21 protein-coding genes and 4 tRNA genes are annotated in these 22619 nt (G+C 60.8%); 8 read left to right on the top strand and 17 right to left on the bottom strand.

What is annotated here, in order from left to right:
• Positions 1-41: 41 nt before the first annotated feature.
• The 8 genes from rplL to D4A92_RS15640 form a co-directional block, all read right to left on the bottom strand.
• Positions 42-419 (bottom strand): 50S ribosomal protein L7/L12, encoded by a 378-nt coding sequence (gene rplL, locus D4A92_RS15675; RefSeq protein ID WP_203015310.1) that lies wholly within the window; start codon positions 417-419, stop codon positions 42-44.
• A gap of 61 nt (positions 420-480) precedes the next feature.
• Positions 481-999, bottom strand: coding sequence for a 50S ribosomal protein L10 (gene rplJ, locus D4A92_RS15670; RefSeq protein ID WP_203015308.1), 519 nt, complete (start codon positions 997-999; stop codon positions 481-483).
• Between the two features lie 343 nt (positions 1000-1342).
• Entirely contained in the window at positions 1343-2038 is a 696-nt protein-coding gene (gene rplA, locus D4A92_RS15665; protein ID WP_006728785.1) for a 50S ribosomal protein L1, read from the bottom strand.
• A 2-nt stretch (positions 2039-2040) separates the two neighbouring features.
• The gene (gene rplK, locus D4A92_RS15660; RefSeq protein ID WP_006728786.1) at positions 2041-2472 is read right to left on the bottom strand and encodes a 50S ribosomal protein L11; all 432 of its coding nucleotides are present in this window, start codon (positions 2470-2472) and stop codon (positions 2041-2043) included.
• Positions 2473-2621: 149 nt separating this feature from the next.
• Positions 2622-3152: a transcription termination/antitermination protein NusG gene (gene nusG / locus D4A92_RS15655; RefSeq protein ID WP_054149597.1), complete on the bottom strand. Its 531-nt coding sequence runs from the start codon at positions 3150-3152 to the stop codon at positions 2622-2624.
• A gap of 16 nt (positions 3153-3168) precedes the next feature.
• Positions 3169-3369 carry a preprotein translocase subunit SecE gene (gene secE, locus D4A92_RS15650; protein ID WP_203015306.1) on the bottom strand — a complete coding sequence of 67 codons (201 nt, stop codon included), beginning with the start codon at positions 3367-3369 and terminating at the stop codon, positions 3169-3171.
• Positions 3370-3548: 179 nt separating this feature from the next.
• Positions 3549-3624: transfer RNA gene (locus tag D4A92_RS15645), tRNA-Trp, on the bottom strand.
• A 117-nt stretch (positions 3625-3741) separates the two neighbouring features.
• Positions 3742-4371 carry a hypothetical protein gene (locus D4A92_RS15640; RefSeq protein ID WP_203015304.1) on the bottom strand — a complete coding sequence of 210 codons (630 nt, stop codon included), beginning with the start codon at positions 4369-4371 and terminating at the stop codon, positions 3742-3744.
• A 234-nt stretch (positions 4372-4605) separates the two neighbouring features.
• Here D4A92_RS15640 and D4A92_RS15635 point away from each other — a divergent pair, with 234 nt between their 5' ends.
• Positions 4606-4980, top strand: a complete 375-nt coding sequence (locus tag D4A92_RS15635) for a pentapeptide repeat-containing protein (RefSeq protein ID WP_006728790.1) — start codon at positions 4606-4608, stop codon at positions 4978-4980.
• A 6-nt stretch (positions 4981-4986) separates the two neighbouring features.
• Here D4A92_RS15635 and D4A92_RS15630 read toward each other — a convergent pair whose 3' ends face one another.
• The 4 genes from D4A92_RS15630 to D4A92_RS15615 form a co-directional block, all read right to left on the bottom strand.
• Positions 4987-5535, bottom strand: coding sequence for a hypothetical protein (locus tag D4A92_RS15630; protein WP_203015302.1), 549 nt, complete (start codon positions 5533-5535; stop codon positions 4987-4989).
• 65 nt (positions 5536-5600) lie between these two features.
• A complete protein-coding gene (tuf, locus tag D4A92_RS15625) occupies positions 5601-6776 on the bottom strand; it encodes an elongation factor Tu (RefSeq protein ID WP_203015300.1) in 1176 nt (391 codons plus the stop codon).
• A 224-nt stretch (positions 6777-7000) separates the two neighbouring features.
• Positions 7001-7074 (bottom strand) — tRNA-Gly (locus D4A92_RS15620).
• Positions 7075-7095: 21 nt separating this feature from the next.
• Positions 7096-7180, bottom strand: a tRNA-Tyr gene (locus D4A92_RS15615).
• A 218-nt stretch (positions 7181-7398) separates the two neighbouring features.
• Here D4A92_RS15615 and rlmB point away from each other — a divergent pair.
• The 3 genes from rlmB to D4A92_RS15600 are packed head-to-tail and all read left to right on the top strand — an operon-like array spanning position 7399 to position 10323.
• A complete protein-coding gene (gene rlmB / locus D4A92_RS15610; RefSeq protein WP_203015298.1) occupies positions 7399-8280 on the top strand; it encodes a 23S rRNA (guanosine(2251)-2'-O)-methyltransferase RlmB in 882 nt (293 codons plus the stop codon).
• The gene (locus D4A92_RS15605; protein WP_203015296.1) at positions 8280-9071 is read left to right on the top strand and encodes an HAD-IIB family hydrolase; all 792 of its coding nucleotides are present in this window, start codon (positions 8280-8282) and stop codon (positions 9069-9071) included. Before rlmB ends, D4A92_RS15605 begins: the two co-directional genes overlap by 1 nt.
• 37 nt (positions 9072-9108) lie before the next feature.
• Entirely contained in the window at positions 9109-10323 is a 1215-nt protein-coding gene (locus D4A92_RS15600) for a glycosyl transferase (RefSeq protein WP_203015295.1), read from the top strand.
• A gap of 24 nt (positions 10324-10347) precedes the next feature.
• Here D4A92_RS15600 and D4A92_RS15595 read toward each other — a convergent pair whose 3' ends face one another.
• Positions 10348-11322 (bottom strand): MliC family protein, encoded by a 975-nt coding sequence (locus D4A92_RS15595; RefSeq protein WP_203015293.1) that lies wholly within the window; start codon positions 11320-11322, stop codon positions 10348-10350.
• Between the two features lie 85 nt (positions 11323-11407).
• A tRNA-Thr gene (locus D4A92_RS15590) sits at positions 11408-11483 on the bottom strand.
• Positions 11484-11677: 194 nt separating this feature from the next.
• Between D4A92_RS15590 and D4A92_RS15585 the strand changes: the two genes are divergently transcribed.
• The 3 genes from D4A92_RS15585 (at position 11678) to D4A92_RS15575 (ending at position 13748) form a co-directional block, all read left to right on the top strand.
• Positions 11678-12451, top strand: a complete 774-nt coding sequence (locus tag D4A92_RS15585; protein WP_203015291.1) for an NAD kinase — start codon at positions 11678-11680, stop codon at positions 12449-12451.
• 8 nt (positions 12452-12459) lie between these two features.
• Positions 12460-12936 (top strand): hypothetical protein, encoded by a 477-nt coding sequence (locus tag D4A92_RS15580; protein ID WP_203015289.1) that lies wholly within the window; start codon positions 12460-12462, stop codon positions 12934-12936.
• 92 nt (positions 12937-13028) lie between these two features.
• Positions 13029-13748, top strand: coding sequence for a methyltransferase domain-containing protein (locus D4A92_RS15575; RefSeq protein WP_246753958.1), 720 nt, complete (start codon positions 13029-13031; stop codon positions 13746-13748).
• A gap of 58 nt (positions 13749-13806) precedes the next feature.
• Here D4A92_RS15575 and prfB read toward each other — a convergent pair.
• The 3 genes from prfB to D4A92_RS15560 all read right to left on the bottom strand — a co-directional run bounded on the left by prfB (position 13807) and on the right by D4A92_RS15560 (position 18993).
• Positions 13807-14935 (bottom strand): peptide chain release factor 2 gene (gene prfB / locus D4A92_RS15570; protein WP_167539704.1). Its coding sequence is split into 2 segments (ribosomal slippage): positions 13807-14865 and positions 14867-14935, totalling 1128 coding nucleotides; the frame shifts between segments, so codons are not numbered across the junction.
• A 105-nt stretch (positions 14936-15040) separates the two neighbouring features.
• Positions 15041-17494: a penicillin-binding protein 1A gene (locus tag D4A92_RS15565; protein WP_203015287.1), complete on the bottom strand. Its 2454-nt coding sequence runs from the start codon at positions 17492-17494 to the stop codon at positions 15041-15043.
• 242 nt (positions 17495-17736) lie between these two features.
• Positions 17737-18993 carry an N-acetylmuramoyl-L-alanine amidase gene (locus D4A92_RS15560; protein WP_203015285.1) on the bottom strand — a complete coding sequence of 419 codons (1257 nt, stop codon included), beginning with the start codon at positions 18991-18993 and terminating at the stop codon, positions 17737-17739.
• Between the two features lie 686 nt (positions 18994-19679).
• On the opposite strand from D4A92_RS15560, the gene D4A92_RS15555 reads away from it, so the two are divergent.
• Positions 19680-22601 carry an Rne/Rng family ribonuclease gene (locus tag D4A92_RS15555; protein WP_203015283.1) on the top strand — a complete coding sequence of 974 codons (2922 nt, stop codon included), beginning with the start codon at positions 19680-19682 and terminating at the stop codon, positions 22599-22601.
• Positions 22602-22619: the final 18 nt, after the last annotated feature.

Here is a 22619-nt window from a genome sequence, read left to right as displayed (position 1 = left end):
AAACGGGCGGGAGAAGAAACTTCCCCCGCCGCATTCCGATATTACTTAACGTCGACCTTAGCGCCGGCGTCTTCAAGCTTCTTCTTGAGGTCGGCAGCTTCAGCCTTCGAAACGGCTTCCTTGACCGGCTTCGGAGCGCCTTCGACGAGGTCCTTGGCTTCCTTGAGGCCGAGGCCGGTGATGCCGCGGACTTCCTTGATCACGTTGATCTTGTTGGCGCCAGCGTCAACGAGGATAACGTCGAATTCGGTCTTTTCTTCTTCAGCAGCAGCCGGAGCAGCGCCGCCACCAGCAGCAGCAACAGCTACGGGAGCAGCAGCCGAAACGCCCCACTTTTCTTCGAGCATCTTGGAAAGCTCAGCAGCTTCCAGAACGGTCAGCGAGGAGAGGTCTTCTACGATCTTAGCGAGATCAGCCATTTTACTAGTCCTTTAGAGTTCGGTTCGAACTGGTTTGAATATTGAACAGCGAAAAACCGCCTTAAGCGGCTTCGTCCTTCTTTGCGTAGGCCGCAAAAACGCGCGCCAGCTGCGAAGCCGGGGCCTGTACAACGCCTGCGATGCGGGTTGCCGGGGTCTGAATCATACCCAGCAGCTTTGCGCGCAGTTCGTCCAGCGAAGGCAGGGTCGCAAGCGACTTGACTGCTTCAGCGTTCAGCGTGGTCGAGCCCATGGAACCACCGAGCACAACGATCTTGTCGTTGGTCTTGGCGAAATCCATGACGACCTTGGGAGCCACGATCGGGTCTTCGCTGTATGCGATCAGCGTCTGACCCTTGAAGAGATTGCTCATCCCTTCGGCTTCCGTGCCCTGAAGAGCGATCTTGGCCAGACGGTTCTTCGCGACTTTGACGGTGCCGCCAGCAGCGCGCATCTTCGAACGAAAATCGTTCATCTGCGCAACTGTGACACCAGCATAGTGGGCCACGACAACCGAACCGGAAGCCTTGAAGACTTCGTTCAGCTCCGTGACAAATTCGCGCTTTTCCGCTCTTTCCACTGTCTGTCTCCAGTTGATGGGACCGCAATCCTGCAGGCCCCACCGGGTTTGCCTTTGCCTCAAGGGATCCAAACATGTCGGACCCCGAGCGACGCTTGAGGATCCTGTCCCCTCTGCTTGGAGCACGCTCCAGGCATAAGGCGAATAAGGCTCGAACCGAACTTCAAGACGTCATCAGACGTTTAAATACGGATCTTACCCGTCTCATGAGGGCAATCATTAAGGCCCTGAGGCCACCCACAATCTCGGACAGGAGTGTCTGGTCTTTAGAACCAGACATTTCCGGCCCCGAAAGGCCGGAAACTTGGTGGACCGGAGCATGACACTCCGGCCGAATTCATGATCAGACGGCAACCGTCGACGGATCGATCTTGACGCCCGGACCCATGGTCGAGGAGATCGCTACGCGCTTGACGTAGTTGCCCTTGGCGCCAGCCGGCTTTGCCTTGATGACGGCGTCAGCGAAGGCCTTGATGTTTTCTTCGAGCGCCTTGGCGTCGAAGGAAGCCTTGCCGATGCCGGCGTGGACGATACCAGCCTTCTCGACGCGGAACTCGACGGCACCGCCCTTGGAAGCCTTGACGGCACCAGCGACGTCCATGGTCACTGTACCGACCTTCGGGTTCGGCATCATGCCACGCGGGCCGAGAACCTTACCGAGACGGCCGACGAGCGGCATCATGTCCGGGGTCGCGATGCAGCGATCGAAGTCGATCTTGCCGCCCTGGACGATTTCGAGCAGGTCTTCGGCGCCGACGATGTCTGCACCAGCAGCCTTGGCTTCGTCAGCCTTGGCGCCACGTGCGAAGACGGCGACGCGAACGTCACGGCCCGTACCGTTCGGCAGGTTGACCACGCCGCGGACCATCTGGTCTGCGTGGCGCGGGTCGACGCCGAGGTTCATGGCGATTTCGATCGTTTCGTCGAACTTGGCGACGGCACGTTCCTTGACCATCGAGATGGCGTCGGAGAGGGCGACCAGCTTGGTCGGGTCCACGCCTTCGCGGATCTTCTGAATACGCTTTGCTACCTTGGCCATGATCAACCTACCACTTCCAGGCCCATGGAGCGGGCAGAGCCCTCAACCATCAGCATTGCGCCTTCGATGTCGGCGGCGTTCAGATCCTTCATCTTGCCTTCGGCAATTGCACGGACCTGCGCCTTGGTGATCGTACCGACCTTCGCACCCTTGCCCGGAGTCTTCGAGCCAGAGGTGATCTTTGCTTCCTTCTTCAGCCAGTAGGTGACCGGCGGCTGCTTCATTGCGAAGGTGAAGGACTTGTCCTGGTAATAGGTGATGACGACCGGGATCGGCATACCCTTTTCCATTTCCTGCGTGGCGGCATTGAACGCCTTGCAGAATTCCATGATGTTAATGCCACGCTGACCAAGAGCCGGGCCGATCGGCGGGGACGGGTTAGCCGATCCTGCCTTGACCTGGAGCTTGAGCTGGCCTGCAACTTTCTTAGCCATTACTCTCTGCCTTTCATTTCAGACCGGTTTCCCGATCCAGTATGCCAACATCACGTTGGCGGCTGCGGTTGCGTGGTGCGTCTGGACGGTCCGGCTTAAGAGACCGCCATCCTCCCACGCGGGTCGGGGAGTTGCCTCCCCTCTTCCGATCAGACCTTTTCGACCTGACCGTATTCGAGCTCGACGGGGGTCGCGCGACCGAAGATCGAAACCTCGACCTTGAGGCGCGAACGCTCCTCGTCCACGTCCTGGACGATCCCGTTGAAGGAGGCGAAAGGACCGTCGGAGACGCGAACCTGTTCGCCGATTTCGAAGGACACGGAGGACTTCGGACGCTCGACGCCTTCCTGGACCTGGCCCAGGATGCGCTCAGCCTCGAAATCCGGAATCGGAACCGGCTTGTTGTCGGAACCAAGGAAGCCCGTGACCTTCGGGGTATTCTTGATCAGGTGATAGGCTTCGTCCGTCAGGTTTGCCCGCACCATGACGTAGCCCGGGAAGAACTTGCGTTCGCTATCCACCTTGCGGCCGCGACGAACCTCGACGACCTTTTCGGTCGGGACGAGGATCTTTTCGAAGAGATGATCAAGACCCTTCTGCTTGGCCTTGTTCTCGATGTCTTCCGCGACCTTCTTCTCAAAATTTGAATACGCGTGGACGATGTACCAACGTGCCGCCATGTTCGTCTCCGCCCGATTAATTGCCGACACTCAGCACAAGGCCGAGCAACCAGCTGATCAGCTGGTCCGCGCCGAAGAAAAACAGCGCCGCGAAAAACACCATCGCCAGGACCATGAGCGTCGAAATCACTGTTTCGCGGCGCGAGGGCCACGTCACCTTGGACGTCTCGGAGCGTACCTGCTGCAGAAACGCGAATGGATTACCCTTGGATGCCATTTATTGCCCACGCATCGACGGCGCGTAAAGCCGACCTTCGTCAGCCCCACGCACCGCGTGTCTGTTTGAACCCTACATAGAGACCGATTCCCCTTTTCACAAGAGGAAATCGTCTCCAGCACTCTTTCGGCTTTGCCAGATCCTTATGCTCGTCGCAGCATGATGCGCGCCGTGCGACTTGGCAGGGGCAGCCGGGCTTGAACCGACGACCTGCGGTTTTGGAGACCGCCGCTCTACCAACTGAGCTATACCCCTAAGCCTTACATCGGACCGGAACGCTCCCGTCCGAGGCATGGAGCACCCTTTAAGGCGGGCGCGCCGGATTGGCAAGTGTCTTTTTTCTGCTTTTCACAGAGCGGCCAATGGCATCGCTCACCAGTGCCGCTCAAACCGGGCATTGACCCGCGCGGCAGGTTCGTACGCGATATCGGAGATAACTGCGCGCAGCTTGATGCCGGCCTGCAGGCGCTTCTCCACGGCGAATTCGGCGTGAAACGGCGCGGCACTGTCCATCACCACGCCGCCTGTCACAGTGGTGTCGATCCCGCCAAAGAAAAGCCGGAGATTCTGGCGGGCGGTGAAGACCGCATCGCCGTCCGTGCGGCGCGCGGCCTCGAGCGCCCGGTCGAGAGACAGGGTCGCCGGCCCCTCGTCCATCAGTGCGCGGGATTGACGGAGTGTTGCACGGGCCGCACCACTGACGAGATCGACCGTGAGACCGACGGAGGCCGGATTAGCCGCAGCCCTGCGGAGATCAACCTCACCCCAGAGGCGCATCGGCGGATGAGACGTGCCTGAATTGGTAGGGGTGGCGCGGCGCAGGTTCGATTCGGCGCCGAGCCGTGGGCGCCCGGGCATATCGAGGGCAACGCCGGTGCGAAGGCCGAGATCGTCGGGAGACCCCGTCGCAGCCCACAGAAAGGCGCTATCCTCCGCCGCAGCTGGCCATGGCACGAGAGGCAAGAGAATCAGCAGCCAGGTAGCGAGAGGTGAGCGTGCCATCGGCAGTTCGTCCGGCGTAAGGGGCGCAGCCAATGACGGGCCCAGGGCGAATCAGGATGGTTTCAAAAGTAACCGAGCGGGAATCAGAGGAGAAGTAGCAGACGCGCATGGAAGCCATGCAGCGGGAATGTCAGGGGTTTCCCGACACGAGCGGCCTTTGGCAGGCACCAGGCGTCGCTTGCCATGTTCTCGGCTTTGACTGATACTCACCCCTCGCCCTCGCGGAGGACAGCCATGATCCGTATCAGCAATGCCGCCCTGCCCGGTTCCGAGTTCGACGATGCCGACCTGTCGGAAGCCCGCTTCAGCGACGTCTCGCTCAAGGAAGCCGTCTTCAGCAATGTGGACCTCGGCCGGAGCCTGATCACCGATGCCAATGCCGAGCAGATGGTGATCCGCAATGTGGCGATGAATGCCGCGGTCATGGAAAATGTCGTGATGCATGCAGCAAGCCTCACCCATGTCGACCTCAATGGCAGCACCATCCGATTCGCCAGCCTCGCCGGCACGTCGATTGCCGAATGCGATCTCACGGGCCTGACGATCAACGGCTATCTGGTGACGGATCTCCTGCGGCTTGCCGAAGAGCAGCTGCTGCAGCGGGCTTGATGCCCCTCATTCCAGACTGGCAATTTCATAGCCACGCTGGCGGTAACCCTCTCGCATTGTCCTGAACATCGGATACATGGTCGCGCCACTCTTGAACCATGCGACGTAGGACTGAGGCTCCGATAGCCACCAACCTGGAGCCAGTGTTCGGCGAGCTTCCTCATCATCCCAGAAAGTCTGATCGGGTACACCGCTATAAGGCCGCGTAGCGAGCCAGGACGTTTTCAAGGGATTGTGAGCTGCGGTGTATCTGTCTCTGTATCTTAAGTGGTCAGCGCTGCCGCACGGATGGATCGCGATGTCGCGCCCTTCCCCGAATTGATCTGCGGTACCATCCACCAGGGTGCCGTCCGACATCATGTTCCATGAGTGCAGAAAGATCGGGCGTCCGTCGGGCAACTCATACACGCCATCGATGCGGCGCCAGCCAAACTGATGTTCGATAAAGCAAGCAACCTCGAAACACGCACCCCAGCACCCAGCCAGCCTCATCTCGTGACGGAAGCTTCGGATCACATCGGCCTGCTGAGGCGTGACGAGCATAAGATAATCCATAACGGAAAAGGCCCCGCTGTTTCCAGCGAGGCCTCTTTATTCTTATCGATCGATCAGATTACCGATTACTCGATGATCGAAGCGACGATGCCGGCGCCGACGGTACGGCCGCCTTCGCGGATAGCGAAGCGCAGCTTTTCTTCCATCGCGATCGGAACGATCAGCTCGACTTCAACCGTGACGTTATCACCAGGCATAACCATTTCCGTGCCTTCCGGAAGCGACACGATGCCGGTCACGTCCGTGGTGCGGAAGTAGAACTGCGGACGATAGTTGGTGAAGAACGGCGTATGACGACCGCCTTCTTCCTTCGTCAGGATGTAGGCTTCTGCCATGAACTTCTTGTGCGGCTTGACAGAGCCGGGCTTGCACAGGATCTGGCCACGCTCAACCGCATCGCGGGTCACGCCACGCAGAAGTGCGCCGATGTTGTCGCCAGCCTGGCCCTGATCGAGCAGCTTGCGGAACATTTCAACGCCCGTGCAGGTCGTCTTCGTCGTCGGACGGATACCGACGATTTCGATTTCTTCGCCGACCTTGACGATACCGCGCTCAACGCGACCCGTCACAACCGTACCACGGCCAGAGATCGAGAACACGTCTTCGATCGGCATCAGGAACGGCTGGTCGATCGGACGCTCAGGCGTCGGGATGTAGGCGTCAACCTGAGCCATCAGCTCGCGGATCGCGTCTTCACCGATCGTCTTGTTCGAGTCTTCGAGAGCGGCCAGAGCCGAGCCCTTGACGACCGGGATGTCGTCGCCCGGGAAGTCGTAGGACGACAGAAGTTCGCGAACTTCGAGTTCAACGAGCTCGAGCAGTTCGGCGTCGTCGACCTGGTCAACCTTGTTGAGGAAGACGACGATCGCGGGAACGCCAACCTGACGGGCGAGCAGGATGTGCTCGCGGGTCTGCGGCATCGGGCCGTCGGCTGCCGAGCAAACCAGGATCGCGCCGTCCATCTGCGCTGCACCGGTGATCATGTTCTTGACGTAGTCGGCGTGGCCGGGGCAGTCGACGTGTGCGTAGTGGCGGTTCGGCGTCTCATATTCGACGTGCGCCGTCGAGATGGTGATGCCGCGCGCCTTTTCTTCCGGAGCGGCGTCGATCTGGTCATAGGCCTTGAACTCACCGAAATACTTGGTGATCGCTGCCGTCAGAGACGTCTTGCCGTGGTCGACGTGGCCGATCGTGCCGATGTTGACGTGCGGCTTGTTGCGCTCAAACTTACTCTTTGCCATTTGAATGCTTCCTGTGAACGAAACGGGGTTGCCCCGGCGAACCGGTTTGGTCCCGCCGTTTAAGGCTTTCATGCGCAATGCGCAAGCGTTAAATGACAAGCCTCCCGGAGGCCGAAATGCACGGTTTCCACAGCCGAATCCTGACGCTGCGCAAAGCACTCCATGCTAGGCGACGCAGTAGCGGAATACCGTTTGAAATTCAGATGTTAGGATCGGAATGTGTCTGGAGCGGGTAACGGGAATCGAACCCGTGTATTCAGCTTGGAAGGCTGCTGCTCTACCATTGAGCTATACCCGCATTTTCAGATCCGAGGACGAATGGTGGAGAGAGTTGGATTTGAACCAACGTAGGCTGAGCCAACGGATTTACAGTCCGTCCCCTTTAACCACTCGGGCATCTCTCCATTCTTTCGTCCGGATCTGGCGACCAAGCTTTCTAGTCCAGACCAGAGTGCGTCGCCCCCTGATCTGCGGCGGGTATATGACGGCCCAACCGGCTCATGTCAACACGAAGTTTGACGAAAAATTCCGAAAAGTTTCAGAGGCCAGACACATCCCCGGACCCACAGGGGATTTTCTGCCTGGGTCTATGCCCGCCCCCTGCCCGCCGCTATAAGAGCGCATGGCCAAAGATCCGAAAACCGAAAAAACCGCCCGCGACACCCATTATGCAACGCTGCGCCGCCAGGTGCGCGATGCCAAGCGTGAGCGGGGCGAAATCCCGACGCCGGGGCCGCAAAAGCCACGCAAGAGCAATGCCGACTGGACGCCACCAAAGCTCGCGCCCGAGCAGGTTCTGCTCTACGGCCTACATACCGTGCGCGCTGCCCTCGACAATCCCGAGCGCAAGCTGATCAAGCTTTCGGCGACACAGAATGCACTCGTCAGGCTCGAGATCTCCTCTGTGGAAAACCTCGGTATCCCCTTCGAAACGGTGACACCACAGGATCTGGACAAGATCCTCGGTCCCGAAGCGATCCATCAGGGCGTGATGCTGGAAACCCGTCCGCTGCCCGTCCGCCGTCTGGAAGCGCTGAAAGACAGCCCGCTGATCCTGGTGCTCGATCAGGTGACCGACCCTCATAATGTCGGTGCGATCATGCGATCCGCGGTCGCCTTCAATGCGGGTGCCGTCATCACCACACAGCGGCACAGCCCGACGGAATCGGGCGTGCTGGCAAAGTCGGCCTCGGGCGCGCTGGAACTCATCCCCTATATCCAGGTCACCAACCTTTCGGATGCGCTCGGCGAGCTGCACAAGCTCGGCTTCTTCTCGGTAGGTCTCGATTCGGAAGGGCCGGCCCCCATGGAAAAGGCCCTCAGCGGTGAGCGGATCGCTCTGGTGCTCGGATCCGAGGGCAAGGGCTTGCGGCAGAAGACGCGGGAAACCGTATCCGCCCTCGCCCGCCTCGACATGCCCGGCGCCATCAAGTCGCTGAACGTCTCCAATGCAGCTGCGATTGCGCTCTATGCCTCGCGCCAGCATCTGGCGGCCAAGGGCTGATGAAGCTCGTCTTCACCGATCTCGACGGAACGCTGCTCGATCACGACAGCTATTCTTTCGAGGCGGCGCGGCCGGCGCTTGATCTTCTGGCATCACGCGGCATTCCCGTCATTCTTGCCAGCAGCAAGACGGAAGCCGAGATGCGACCGATCGCGGAAGCGATCGGTATCGGCTATCCGATGATCGTCGAAAACGGCGCGGGCGTCGTCGGTCTTGGCGTAGATATCGAGGATGCCGGCATGCGTTCGGTGAGTCCTTACAGTCGCTTACGGGATCTTCTTAGGGGATTACCTAAAGAGCTCACCACCCGCTTTGAAGGCTTTGGTGACTGGGACGTTGCGCGGGTCGCCTCCGAGACGGGACTGCCACTCCCCGCCGCCGAACGTGCTCGCCAACGGCACTTTTCCGAACCGGGGCGTTTCACCGGCACTGAGGCACAAAGGCAGGCATTCATCGCGCTGCTCGAGGCGCATGGTTTTACCGCCGTCCAGGGCGGGCGCTTCTTCACGCTCATGCCCAAGACTTCCAAGGCCGCGCGCATGGCAGAGGTCGTCGCGCATTATCAGCGCAACGCACTTGAGACGGTGCGCACAGTCGCGCTTGGTGATGCGCCGAACGATCTTACGATGCTGGAAGCTGCCGATTGCGGCATCATCATTGCCAATCCGGCCCACAGCCCCCTGCCCGTCACGCAACGGGAGAGAGAGGGTGCCATTTTGCGCTCGGAACAATCCGGTCCAAAGGGCTGGAACATCATGATCCATAAACTCGTTGCCACGGGGTTTCTCTGAGTCGGCCGCAACCGGCTTGATCACGAAAGGATTAGACATGGCGGATTTTCATCAGAACGGCGTTGTCGCTACCCTGCACAATCTCAGGGAACGATCGCTGGAACGGATGGAGAAGGAGCTCAGCGTCTTTTCCGCCTCACGACCGATCACGCTGATCCTGCCATCGCTCTATTCCGAACTCGAAGCCCCTGCCCTCGAACATATCGTCTCCGAGCTGTCGCAGGCGCCCTATATCTCCGAGATCGTCATCGGTCTCGACCAGGCCGACCAAGAGCAATTCCGGCACGCGAAGCAATATTTCTCCCGCCTGCCGCAGAAGCATACGATCCTCTGGCATGACGGGCCTCGGCTGCGAGCCCTTGATGAGAAGCTCAAAGCAGAGGCGCTTTCGCCCGACCAGCCGGGCAAGGGGCGGAATGTCTGGTTCTGCATGGGTTATGTGCTGGCCGCGCGGCAGGCCGGCGTCGTTGCCCTGCATGACTGCGATATCGTCACGTATTCGCGCGACATGCTGGCGCGGCTCGTCTATCCCGTCGCCCATCCGCGTTTCCCTTACGTCTTCTCCAAGGGCTATTATCCGCGCATTGCCGACCGATCGCTCAACGGCCGCGTGACGCGACTGCTTGTGACGCCGCTGCTGCTCAGCCTGGAAAAGGTGATCGGGCATCACCCCTATATCGACTTCCTCAAGGCGTTCCGTTATCCGCTCGCCGGCGAGTTCGCCATGCAGACCCAGATCCTCTCCGACATCCGCATCCCTTCCGACTGGGGACTGGAAATCGGGGTCCTCTCGGAGATGTGGCGCAACTACTCCACCCAGTCGATCTGCCAGGTCGATATTGCCGACGCCTATGACCACAAGCACCAGCCGCTCTCGCCCGAGGATGCGGCCAAGGGCCTGTCACGCATGTCGATCGATATCACCAAGGCGCTCTATCGCAAGCTCGCGACAGACGGCGTGGTCTTCGGCAATGACGCCTTCCGGACGTTGAAGGCCACCTACTACAGGACAGCCTTGGACCTGGTGGAAACCTATTACCACGATGCCCGGATGAACGGGCTGACCACCGACCGGCATCGCGAGGAACAGGCCGTCGAGCTCTTCGCGGCGAACCTGATCGAGGCGGGACAGGTCTATCTCGACAATCCGAATGCCACGCCCTTCATGCCGAGCTGGAACCGCGTCCAGGCCGCCCTGCCGGATCTGCTGCGCGACATACAGGATGCCGTCCGCCTCGATGCTGAGGCATAAGCACGAAGTCCCGGCTGCCGTCCTTCACATGGAAGGGCGGCAGGTGAGATCGCCTTCGACGGCGACGAAGAATGTGCCGGATGCCGAAAGCGTGCGCTCGATCGGATAGTCGATGACGCTCGGCCAGGCTTCGATCTCCTCGGCAGCGTCGGCATCGGCATCGATCGCCGGCTGATAGGCGGCGCGGCAATCGGGCATCGGACGATCGGCGGCAAGGCCGAGCTCCTGCCGGATGGTCGCAGCACAGCTCTCCGGAGCTGCGAGCAAGGAACAATTGGCGGCATAGGTGCGGCGATAGCGGAGCGTAAGCTCCTCTCCGACCAGGGAAAGAGCGGCAAACTCGCCGGCAATCAGGTCCTGTAACAGTCGCTCACCCGTGCGGGCGTCATAGACCACGAATGGCAGGCCGCCATTCAAGCCGTCGGCACCGCGGAAGAAGGCGTAAGGGCCAACCGCTCCCCAGAGATAGCCGGCTGTGTCGTCCTCAATCTTGCGGTCGAGCGTTGGATTGAGCTGGCAGGGACCCTCGGACGAGGCGATGTAGAGGCCGGCGGCACCCTTTTCGCCAAGATCGAGTTCTTTCAGGGTGAAATTGGGATAACGCAGGCAGGTCAGCTTGCCCTTCATGTCGAAGCCGGTGTCCTTTTCGGCGAGTTCGACCTCGGCGCGTGTGGCACGATCGAACTGGCCCGTAACCTCGCCGGCATTGCGGCAAGTGACCGGAGCCATGCGGCCGATTGCAAACTGCAATTCCTCGCCCTTGCCCCGGAGTTCGAAGCGGCCATTCGAATACCAGAAGCCGCTCGCCGCCGGTTGCTGCGGCAGGGACACTTTCGAACCGTCTGGGATCGTCACCTCGGCTTGCGCTTCGCTGAAGGCAACGGTCAGGGTCGTGCCGTCTTCACACGCATATTTGATGTCGGCAGCCCGGCTCTCGGCCGGCAGTAGAAACAGGGCTGTGGCGGCCAAAGCCAGGCCGGCATGAAACGTCTCGCGCATCGGGTCTCCATCGGCTGTCGGCCGAGACCATGCCAAAGAAGTGCCTGTCAGGACAATGGGAAAAAACACAATGTGTGCTGAGAAGTGGTGCCCCCGGCAGGGTTCGAACCCGCGACCCCCTGATTACAAATCAGGTGCTCTACCAACTGAGCTACAAGGGCAGTGCGGGGTGTTTAGGCGGAAATCGGTTTGCGGTAAAGCAAAAAATCGGGCCAGGGTTAGCGGAAATGGTGAATAAGCGACCGAAGGCCAAGTGCTTCGCCCGCCGGTGCGCCGAACCGATTCCGGGGCAAAACGGCTTGTGGTTACAGGTAGATGTCATGTACCACTTGGCGACATTTCATCAGGGCTCGCCATGTCTCGCACGTTCCGGTCGCTCGCCTTCATCGCCTCCAATACGGACGAAGCCCAGGCTTCGCGCAATGAGCTGATTCGCCGCTACGGCCATACCGAGCCGGCCGAGGCCGACGTCATCGTGGCACTCGGCGGCGATGGCTTCATGCTGCAGACCCTGCATGACACGATGAACAGCGGCAAGCTGATCTACGGCATGAACCGCGGCTCCGTCGGCTTCCTGATGAACGATTATTCGACGGACGAGCTCACCGAGCGGATCTCGGCGGCGGTCGAGAATGATTTTCACCCGCTGAAGATGACGACGAGCAATGCGGACGGGTCGGTCTCCTTCGCTTTGGCGATCAACGAGGTCTCGGTGCTGCGGCAGTCCTATCAGGCAGCCAAGCTCCGGGTCATAATCGACGGACAAGTCCGGCTGGAGGAGCTGATCTGCGACGGCCTGATGGTGGCGACGCCGGTCGGCTCGACCGCCTACAATCTTTCGGCCCATGGGCCTATCCTGCCGCTGGAGGCACCGCTCCTGGCGCTCACACCCGTCAGCGCCTTCCGTCCGCGGCGCTGGCGCGGGGCGTTGCTGCCCGACAAGGTCACCGTGGTGCTTGAGGTGCTGGAGCCGGAGAAGCGGCCGGTCAACGCGGTGGCGGACCACACGGAGGTCAAATCGGTTCTTCGGGTGGAGATCGCGCAGTCGGAGGACACGACGGCGCGCATCCTGTCGGATCCCGACCGCTCATGGTCCGACCGAATCATTGCCGAACAGTTTTCCGATTGAGGTTCACCATGAAGCTTCTCGCCCTCTTCGCCCTGCTGGTCCCCCTGCTCTTATCCGCTCCGGTGATCGCAGACGAGATCGATGAGCTCCCCGTGACCGCCACATTCGTGATCAGCGGCGGCTACTGGGAATCGGGTCCGGAAGGTGTTGCGGGTGTCGATACGCCGGTCGAGGCCGGTGAACGCGGCTACTACAAGCTGGTCGCCATCCGCCAGGCGGATCGGACGGCCCGCATCCATCTGCAGATGATCGCCTCAGGCGAAGCCGGGCTCAGGCTTGTCGAGAGCGTCGAACTCGAAGAGTTCACGGCCATCAAACCCTATGTCACGGGCATTCGCCCCGAAAGCATGACCGGCGTTGCCGCAACGCCTGGATTCTTCGCCACTGTCTATCTGAGGACCTCGCCGGAGACCGAACGTGTCGAGGAATGGACGGTGTTGATCGACGAGCTTGGCGACATCAAGGTCGAACGGGCGAGCAACTGAATTTCCGTTAACCCTTTATTAGCTATGCGGTTTACAAGGGCGGTTAAGATTCCTTAAAGCTTGCCTCTCAGGAAGCTTACGGAATCCCCGCCATGTTCAACATCTCCCCCACTTCGTCCGGCAACAGATTCCGCCTCAAGCGCATCGAACAACTTGGGCGCATGATCGGCGATGTCGTGCGCATGAAGGGTTCTTGCAGCATCGTCGATCTCGGAGGCACAGCTGAATTCTGGAACACATGGCAATCGCGTCTCGATCTGGCCCGCACGTCAGTCGAGTGCATCAACATCTCAGGCTCTCCCGACCGGGGGACAAGCGATCTGCCAGGGGTGAAGACCACCATCGGCGATGCCTGCTCGCTTCCGATGTTCAAGGACAATGCCTTCGATATCGTCTTCTCCAATTCGGTCATCGAACATGTGGGATCGTGGACCAGGAAGCGGGCTTTCGCATCGGAAGCCAGACGGCTTGCGCCATCCTACGCGATCCAGACACCGAGCTTCTCCTTCCCGATCGAGCCGCATGCCAGGCTGCCCTTCATACACTGGCTGCCGGACCCGATGCGGTATCGGGCGCATTTGCTGATGCGCACGGGGTTCTATCCGAAGGCCGCCAACCTGGACGAGGCGATGGGCGCCCTGGAGGACGCGACGCTCATCGACCGCCGCCAGATGCAGCACCTGTTTCCAGACGCCACAATCTGCACGGAGACGTTCCTCGGATTTGCCAAGTCCTTCACGGCGATACGCCATACCGTGGCAGATGAGACGACTGCGGATCCGCCGCGAATGAAAACTGCGGCGCAGGCATGAAAAAAGGCGGAGCACCCGGTGCTCCGCCTTCCTAGATCATGTCCGTTGATCGATGCGATCAGTCGATATCCGACACTTCCGAAGCCTTGCCGCTGATGCGGTGAGCAAGGGCTGCTTCCATGAACTCGTTCAGCTCGCCGTTCAGGACGCTATCCGGATCGGTGCTTTCAACACCGGTGCGGAGGTCCTTGACCAGCTGGTAGGGCTGCAGCACGTAGGAGCGGATCTGGTGACCCCAGCCGATATCCGTCTTGGAGGCGGCTTCGGCATTGGCTGCTTCTTCGCGCTTCTTCAGCTCCACCTCGTAGAGACGGGCCCGCAGCATGTCCCAGGCCTTGGCGCGGTTCTTGTGCTGCGAGCGTTCCTGCTGGCAGGCAACCGCGATGCCGGTCGGGATATGCGTGATGCGCACAGCCGAGTCGGTCGTGTTGACGTGCTGTCCGCCGGCGCCCGAGGAGCGGTAGGTGTCGATGCGGCAATCGCTTTCGTTGATCTCGATCTGGATCGAGTCGTCGACGACCGGGTAGACCCAGATCGACGAGAACGAGGTGTGGCGACGGGCATTCGAATCGTAGGGCGAGATGCGGACCAGGCGATGCACGCCCGATTCGGTCTTCATCCAGCCATAGGCATTGTGACCCTTGATCAGGATGGTCGCGGACTTGATGCCGGCTTCTTCGCCGTCATGCACTTCCAGGACTTCCACCTTGAAGCCAGAGCGTTCGGCCCAGCGGGTATACATGCGCAGAAGCATGTTGGCCCAGTCCTGGCTTTCGGTGCCACCGGCGCCGGAATGGACTTCCACATAGGTGTCGTTGCCATCGGCTTCGCCGGAGAGCATGGCCTCGACCTGTCGGCGGGCAGCTTCCGTCTTCAGGGCCTTGAGCTGGTCCTCGGCGTCCTTGACGACGCTCTCGTCGCCCTCTTCCTCGCCCATCTCGATCAGCTCGATGTTGTCGTTCATCGCCTGTTCGAGACGCTTCACGCCAGCAATGCTGTCATCCAGCTGCTGGCGCTCGCGCATCAGCTTCTGGGCTTCCTGGGCATCGTTCCAGAGGTTCGGATCCTCGGCCTTGTTGTTCAACCAGTCCAGTCGTCTTATCGCCTGGTCCCAGTCAAAGATGCCTCCTCAGCAGGCTTATGGCCTGCTTGATTTCGTCGACGACATTCTCGATTTCATTACGCATGCGTTCGGTTCTCAACCTCTAAAACTGGTGAAAATCTGGTCTTCCGCATAGTTGCGCCCGGCCCTGATGTAAAGGGCCGGGCTGCGACGGATGGAAAGGATTGGATTAGAACAGACCGCCGGAACCGGAGGTGACGGCCTGATTGGCCTGCGGCGAGTCACGCAGGATTTCCTCCGGCGCCGCGTAACCGTCCATGCCGATGATCGACAGCGAATCCGCCGGACCCGTGCCAGGCTTGAAGGCTTCGATGATCGTGTCGGGCTCGCCCTCATAGGCAAACATGCCGGTGGTGCGATTGACCGGAATGAAGCTCATGCCGGCCGGAACGAAGAACTGGCCGGGTGGCGTGTCGGCCGTTGCCATCTGCATGAAGTCGTTGAAGACGGGGGCTGCAAGCGAACCGCCGGTCGAGCCGCGTCCCATGGGCGCCGGTTGGTCGAAGCCGATATAGACGCCGGCGACCAGGTCTGGCGTGTAACCGACGAACCAGGCATCCTTTTCGTCATTCGACGTGCCTGTCTTGCCAGCGACGGGGCGGTCAAGCTTGATCTTGCCGGCAGCTGTACCACGCGTCACGACACCTTCCATCATCGAGGTGATCTGGTAGGCTGTCATCGGATCGAGAACCTGTTCGCGGTTGTCGACGACGACAGGCTCTTCCTGGCCGGTGAAGCGCTCGGCGTTGCAGGCCTCGCAGATGCGGTCCTCGTGGCGGAAGATGGTCTTGCCGTGACGGTCCTGGATACGGTCAATCAGCGTGGGCTTGATCTGCTTGCCGCCATTGGCGAAGACGGCATAGGCGGAGACCATGCGCATCACGGTGGTTTCACCCGAGCCGAGCGACATCGCGAGCACCGGGTTCATCTTGTTGTAGATGCCGAAGCGTTCGGCATATTCGGCGACGAGGTTCATGCCCATGTCGTTTGCGAGGCGCACCGTCATCAGGTTACGCGACTTCTCGATGCCAAGGCGCAGGGTCTGCGGACCGGCCGAGCCGCCGCCGTAGTTCTGCGGACGCCAGACCTGACCTCCGGAGACGAATTCGACGGGTGCATCCATGATGACCGAAGCCGGGGTGTAACCCGTGTCGAGAGCCGCCGCGTAGACAAAGGGCTTGAAGGACGAACCGGGCTGACGCATCGCCTGCGTGGCGCGGTTGAATTCGGACTGGGCGTAAGAGAAGCCACCGGCAAGTGCCAGCACGCGGCCGGTATGCGGGTCCATGGCGACGAGACCGCCCTGCACCTTCGGCAGCTGGCGGAGGCGATAGGCGCTCGAGCCCTCTTCCTTGGCCTCGACATAGACGACGTCACCCGGATTGAGGACACCGATGGGCGACTTGGTCGACTTCCGATCGGCACTCGCGGAGCGGAAGGCCCATTCCATGTCGCCAGGCGCAATGCGACCGCGAACGCGCTCGGCGACGACCTTACCGCCGCCTTCCTTGGCCGGCTGCAGGCCGATATCGACACCATCGGCGGCGACGTCGAGCACGACGGCGACCTTCCATTCCGGCACATCGGCAAGCGCGGGGATTTCGGCGAGCGGAACGCCCCAATCGCCTTCCAGCGAAATGGTCTTGATCGGTTCGCGGAAGCCGCGACGCTGATCATATGTCAGGAGCGCCGACTGCAGCGCCTTGCGGGCCGCAACCTGCATCTTCGGATCGAGCGAGGTGCGAACCGAAAGGCCGCCTTCATAGAGCGCCTGGTCGCCATACCGTTCGATGATCTGGCGACGGACTTCCTCGGCGAAGTAATCCGAGGCGAAGAGCGAGGATCCGGTCCGGCGCAGGTTGACGCCGAGCGGTTCCTTCTTGGCCTCCTCGCCCTCCTCGCGGACAACGAAGCCATTTTCGACCATGCGGTCGATGACCCAGTTGCGGCGCTCGAGCGCGGCTTCGGTGCGGCGGAAGGGATGATAGTTGTTTGGGCCCTTGGGGAGAGCCGCGAGATAGGCGGTTTCGGCGATGGTCAGTTCTGTTACCGATTTGTCGAAATAGGTGAGTGCCGCGCCGGCGATGCCATAGGCATTCAAGCCGAAGAAGATCTCGTTCAGATAGAGTTCGAGGATCTTGTCCTTCGAATAGGCCTGCTCGATGCGGAAGGACAGGATCGCTTCCTTGATCTTGCGGTCCATGGTCTGGTCGGACGACAGGAGGAAGTTCTTCGCCACCTGCTGGGTGATCGTCGAAGCGCCCACCGGGCGACGTCCAGACCCAAGGTTCTGGACGTTAACCAGGATCGCGCGACCGAGACCGGTGATATCAACGCCCGGATGGTTGTAGAAATTCTTGTCTTCAGCCGAGAGGAAGGCCGCCTTGACGCGGTCCGGGATCGCCTGGATCGGGAGGAACAGGCGGCGCTCGCGGGCATATTCCGCCATCAGCGCACCGTTGCCGGCATGTATGCGGGTCGTGACCGGCGGCGAATAGCTCGCGAGAACCTCGTAGTCCGGCAGGTCCTTGGTTACACCTATCAGATAGACGGCGATGACCGCCGCGACGCCGAGCGCAAGCACGGACGCCAATCCGAAGAGATATCCAATCAGTCTGATCATGTTTCCGCTACCGGCTCTGCTTCAGGTTCGCGCGCTCTTCTTTAGAGCTTCGCATACCCTGTGGCGTTTTGCACGTCATGCGGTGGATGGCAAGACATGCGGACTTCACGTGTAAGGCCGGGCGATTCGCGATCGCTCACCTTTGCGTAACCTACATCGGAGTAACGGAGACAATGTGAGGAAAATAGGGCCGTTAGCGGCAGAAACCCGCCTCGACCACAGCTTCCCTTTCACGATGTTGCCTAACCGCCATTGGCGAACTGCGGCTCGCGATATCGCTTGATCGCCTCAACCAGAAGATCGGCCACCCTGTCGCGCCAGACCGGATCGAGCAGCAGCTTTTCGTCTTCCTTGTTGGACAGGAATCCGAGCTCCAGAAGAATGGAGGGCACATCGGGCGCCTGCAGAACTCGGAAGCCGGCATGGCGGTGGGGATTGTTGATCAGCGAGATCTGCCCCTCGAAGGAACCGACCACGGCCTGGGCCATGGCGATCGAGAAGGCCTGCGTTTCCCGACGCGTCAGATCGAGCAAGATGTCGCCGACCTCAGGCTCCGTTTCCGTCGGCAGCTGCACCCCGCCGATGGTGTCGGAAAAGTTTTCGCGCTCCGCCAGCTGGGCCGCCATGTGGTCGGAGGCCTTGTCCGAAATCGTGTAGACCGTAGCGCCACGGATATCGGCCTGGCGCAGCGTGTCGGCATGCAGCGAGATCAGGAGATCGGCCCCCTTCTGGCGCGCAATCAGCACGCGCTCGGAGAGCGACAAGAACTTGTCGGCGTCGCGCGTCATCACAGCGCGGATGCCCGGCAGGTCCTTCAGCTTCTCTTGCAAGATCTTGGCAAAGGCGAGCGTGATGTCCTTTTCAGCCGTCTTGGTGGATGCCCCCGTAGCGCCGGCATCGATACCGCCATGGCCCGCGTCGATCGCGATGATAAACTCCTCGGTCGCCGGAGCCGCGACCGGAAGCGCGCTCGTGGGCGAAGCAGCCTCCTGCGGTTCGCTCCAGGCCTGACCCGAGACAAGTGCGGCGAATTCCTGGGCCGGCACCAGTTCGGCATCGAGTACCAGCCGATAGCCGCCTTCAGCCTCGTTCGGCATCACGGTGGCGGTTGCAAGCCGCGCTGGACGTGCCGCCGTCAGGACCAGACGGGCGGAAGTCGCATCCATTGAGCCGTAACGAATGTCGCTGAACAGGCCGGTCGCCTTCAGGTCATCTGCCGCGAAGGCAAAGGCCGTGGCCGGAAGGTCGACGACAATACGATCGGGGTTGGCGATGTAGCGGGTGGCGATCGTCGGTGCGCGATCGAAGTCGAGAACGATGCGGGTCCGCGCCTCATCTCCGGCGATGCGCGCGCCATAGGCCACGAGACGTCCGAGAGGCGCCTCAGCGGTCACGGCATGAACTGAGCCGACAACAGGTGCAATCGGCGCCAGCCAGACGAGCGCCGCCAGAACGATTCGGCTCCAAAGCGCATGTTTTCGCCCCGCCGGTACCGCCAATGCTCGTATCAAATCCTGCCCCCGTCGCGGCAAAGTCACAACTGTGATGCAAATCACAAGCCGCACGCTTCACCATTTCCTGCAATTGTCCGCCGCATGCCTCGCCCTGCCGGCCCGATGAGCGTGGAAATTGCGATTCAGGACCGCTTTCACCCTCGGAATCACGCACACAGAGGCAATGTCTCTAATTCACTGCCATTATGGCATAAATCCGTTTGCTCTTGCTATTGTGACGTAGAAAACATACAAGGCAAACGAGGGATAAAAGTGCAAACGGGATAGAATTCCGCCCACGGCTGCCAACCTCAGACAATGGAATTGGCGCCTGTTCAATCGGACATTCATCTGCCGTCGCCGCATTTTTTCCTGAAACTGGTTCAACACGCCGACAAGGTCGGCACATCATCGGTGGCTCTCCACCATCAGCTCTTTATCGAGCATTCATCGGGCCCATAGGGTTCATATCATTGTCGTTGACGTACGGTTTTTGATGTCTTTGCAACAGGTTTACATAACCAGGAACGGATCGGGATCAGAAAGTGTCCCGCTGTCCGTCCGTATGTTGCAAACCCGGTCCTCCGTGCGTCCACATCTATATCCGGCGCACAGTCCGCTAGGTTCCAGCCGCTTTAAAGTTCAGCGCGCGGGTGGACCACCGACCGAGGGCGCCGAGGAGCACAGCTTAAATGGCAGACAAAATGCTAATCGACGCGTCTCACGAAGAAGAGACGCGCGTTGTCGTCGTTCGCGGTAACCGTATTGAAGAATTCGACTTCGAATCCCAGCACAAGAAGCAGATACGCGGCAATATCTATCTGGCAAAAGTAACGAGGGTCGAGCCCTCGCTGCAGGCCGCCTTCGTCGATTACGGCGGCAACCGTCACGGCTTCCTGGCCTTTGCCGAAATCCACCCCGACTACTACCAGATCCCGCTTGCCGACCGTCAGGCACTGCTTCGTGCGGAAGCCGAAGAACACCGCAAGGAAAACGACGTCGAAGGCGATGAGGTCTTCAACGACCCTGCCCAGCAAGATCAGCCCGACATCGGTATCAACACCACCAACTCCGTCACCTCGGCGATCGTTGATGACGTGGCAGCCGAACTGGCGGCTGAAGCCGATGCTGATGTCGCCGCAACAGCCGTCGTCGAAGGCGAGAGCGAAGTCGCTGCCGAAGAGCCTGTGGCCAAGGCCAAGCCGAAGCGGGTTCGCAAGCCGCGCGCCAAGAAGGCCGCCGCCGAGGAAACCACTGCCGAGGATGGCAGCGAAGGCTCCGACGACGTCGATGGCGGCACGATCGCTGCCATGGTCGACATGGACGAGATTTCCGAAGAAGCCGGCGGACGCCGCGGCGGCCGTCGTGACGATGATGACGGCGACGATGATGACGACGATCACGTCGAAGAAAAGGAAGAGATCGAATCCGTTGGCGCCGAAGACGCCATGGAAGAGGTTCCGGATCGCGTCCAGCGCAAGCCGCGCAAGCAGTATCGCATCCAGGAAGTGATCAAGCGCCGGCAGATCCTGCTCGTGCAGGTCGCCAAGGAAGAGCGTGGCAATAAGGGTGCTGCTCTCACCACCTATCTGTCGCTCGCCGGTCGTTACTCGGTTCTGATGCCGAACACGGCACGTGGCGGCGGCATTTCCCGCAAGATCACCCAGCCGACCGACCGCAAGCGGTTGAAGGAAATCGCCCGCGGGCTCGAAGTGCCGCAGGGCATGGGCGTGATCCTGCGCACCGCCGGTGCCAACCGCACCAAGGTCGAGATCAAGCGCGACTTCGAATATCTGATGCGCCTGTGGGAGAACGTCCGCACGCTGACGCTCGCCTCCACCGCGCCGTGCCTGGTCTATGAGGAGGGCTCGCTGATCAAGCGCTCGATCCGCGACCTCTACAACAAGGACATTTCCGAGATTATCGTCTCGGGCGAAGAAGGCTATCGTGAAGCGAAAGACTTCATGAAGATGCTGATGCCGAGCCATGCCAAGGTGGTTCAGCCCTATCGCGACCTGCATCCGATCTTCGCGCGCTCGGGCATCGAAGCCCAGCTTGACAAGATGCTGCAGCCGCAGGTGACGCTGAAGTCGGGCGGCTACATCATCATCAACCAGACAGAAGCGCTGGTGTCGATCGACGTCAACTCCGGTCGTTCGACCCGCGAATATTCGATCGAGGACACTGCCCTCCAGACGAACCTGGAAGCCGCTGAAGAAGTCGCCCGCCAGCTGCGTCTGCGCGACCTTGCCGGCCTGATCGTCATCGACTTCATCGACATGGAAGAAAAGCGCAACAACCGCGCTGTCGAGAAGAAGCTGAAGGATTGCCTGAAAAACGACCGCGCCCGCATTCAGGTCGGCCGCATCTCGCATTTCGGCCTTCTGGAAATGTCGCGCCAGCGTATCCGCGCCTCGGTTCTGGAATCGACCACGCAGGTCTGCCCGCATTGCGCCGGTACCGGCCTCATCCGCTCGCAGTCTTCCGTTGCCCTGCATGTTCTGCGCGGCATCGAAGAGTTCCTGCTGAAGGCGACGACGCACGACATCATCGTGCACACGACGCCGGAGACGGCACTCTACCTCCTCAACCAGAAGCGTGACACGATCGTCGACTATGAAGGCCGCTTCGGCGTGTCCATCGTCATCGACGGCGGCATGCCCGCCCAGCATGGCGGCTCGCAGCACTTCACCATCGAACGCGGCGAGGCCGTCGAGAACCCGGTGAAGATCGAAAGCCTGCTGTCGCTTCTGCCCGAGATCGAGGAAGAGGACGACTACGTTCCGGAAGCCGAGGACGAAGACGAGGAAGAAATCGTCGTCGCCGCCAAGGCCGAGACCGCGCCGCAGCCGGCTCGCGCCGACAGCGAAGACGGCAATCGCAAGCGCAAGCGTCGTCGTCGTCGCCGCGGCAAGAATGGCCAGAACGGCAACGGCACCCATGCGGACGGCCAGAATGGCGACAACGGTGCCGACCTCGATGATGAGGATGGTGACGAGGGCGAGGACGATGCCGGCGAAAGCAATGGCGAGATCCGCGCAATCGAAGCCGAAGGAGACGGCAATGGTGACGACGCCCAGAAGCGCAAGCGCCGCCGTCGCGGCAAGCGCGGGGGCCGTCGCAATCGTCCGGGCGAAGAAGGCTCGATGGAAGCTTCCGACGAGAACGACGACAATGGTGACGGCGATGACGCGGACGAGGTGTCGGTCGAGGCCGTAACCGCTGATGCCGCCGAGGTTGTCGAAGCGGTTGAAACCGAAGTTGTCGCCGATGCTCCGGCAGCCGACAAGCCGAAGCCGCGCCGCACGCGCAAGGCCAAGGTGAGTGCCGAACCCGAAGCTGTGGCCGAGGTGGCACCTGCCGCCGTTGTCGCTGCGCCGGTGGCACCTGTTGCCGAGGCCGTCGTCGAAAAAGCACCGGTTGCCGCACCGGCTCCGGTCGCTGCACCGGCCCCTGCTCCGGCTGCCGAAGAGGCAAAGCCGGCCCGCGCCAACCGCGAATCCAACGTGGCGTCGTCCGAACCGGTCGTGACTTCGGTCAAGGCCACGGAAGACAGCGCCGATGCCAAGCCCAAGAAGGGCGGCTGGTGGCAGAAGCGCGGTGGTTTCTTCTAAGACCCGCGCAGCCATGAT

It is taken from the genome of Rhizobium rosettiformans, from assembly GCF_016806065.1.
Taxonomy (GTDB): Bacteria; Pseudomonadota; Alphaproteobacteria; order Rhizobiales; family Rhizobiaceae; genus Allorhizobium.
Note: the sequence above shows the minus strand (reverse complement) of the source record. Positions and strands in the feature narration are given on the sequence as shown.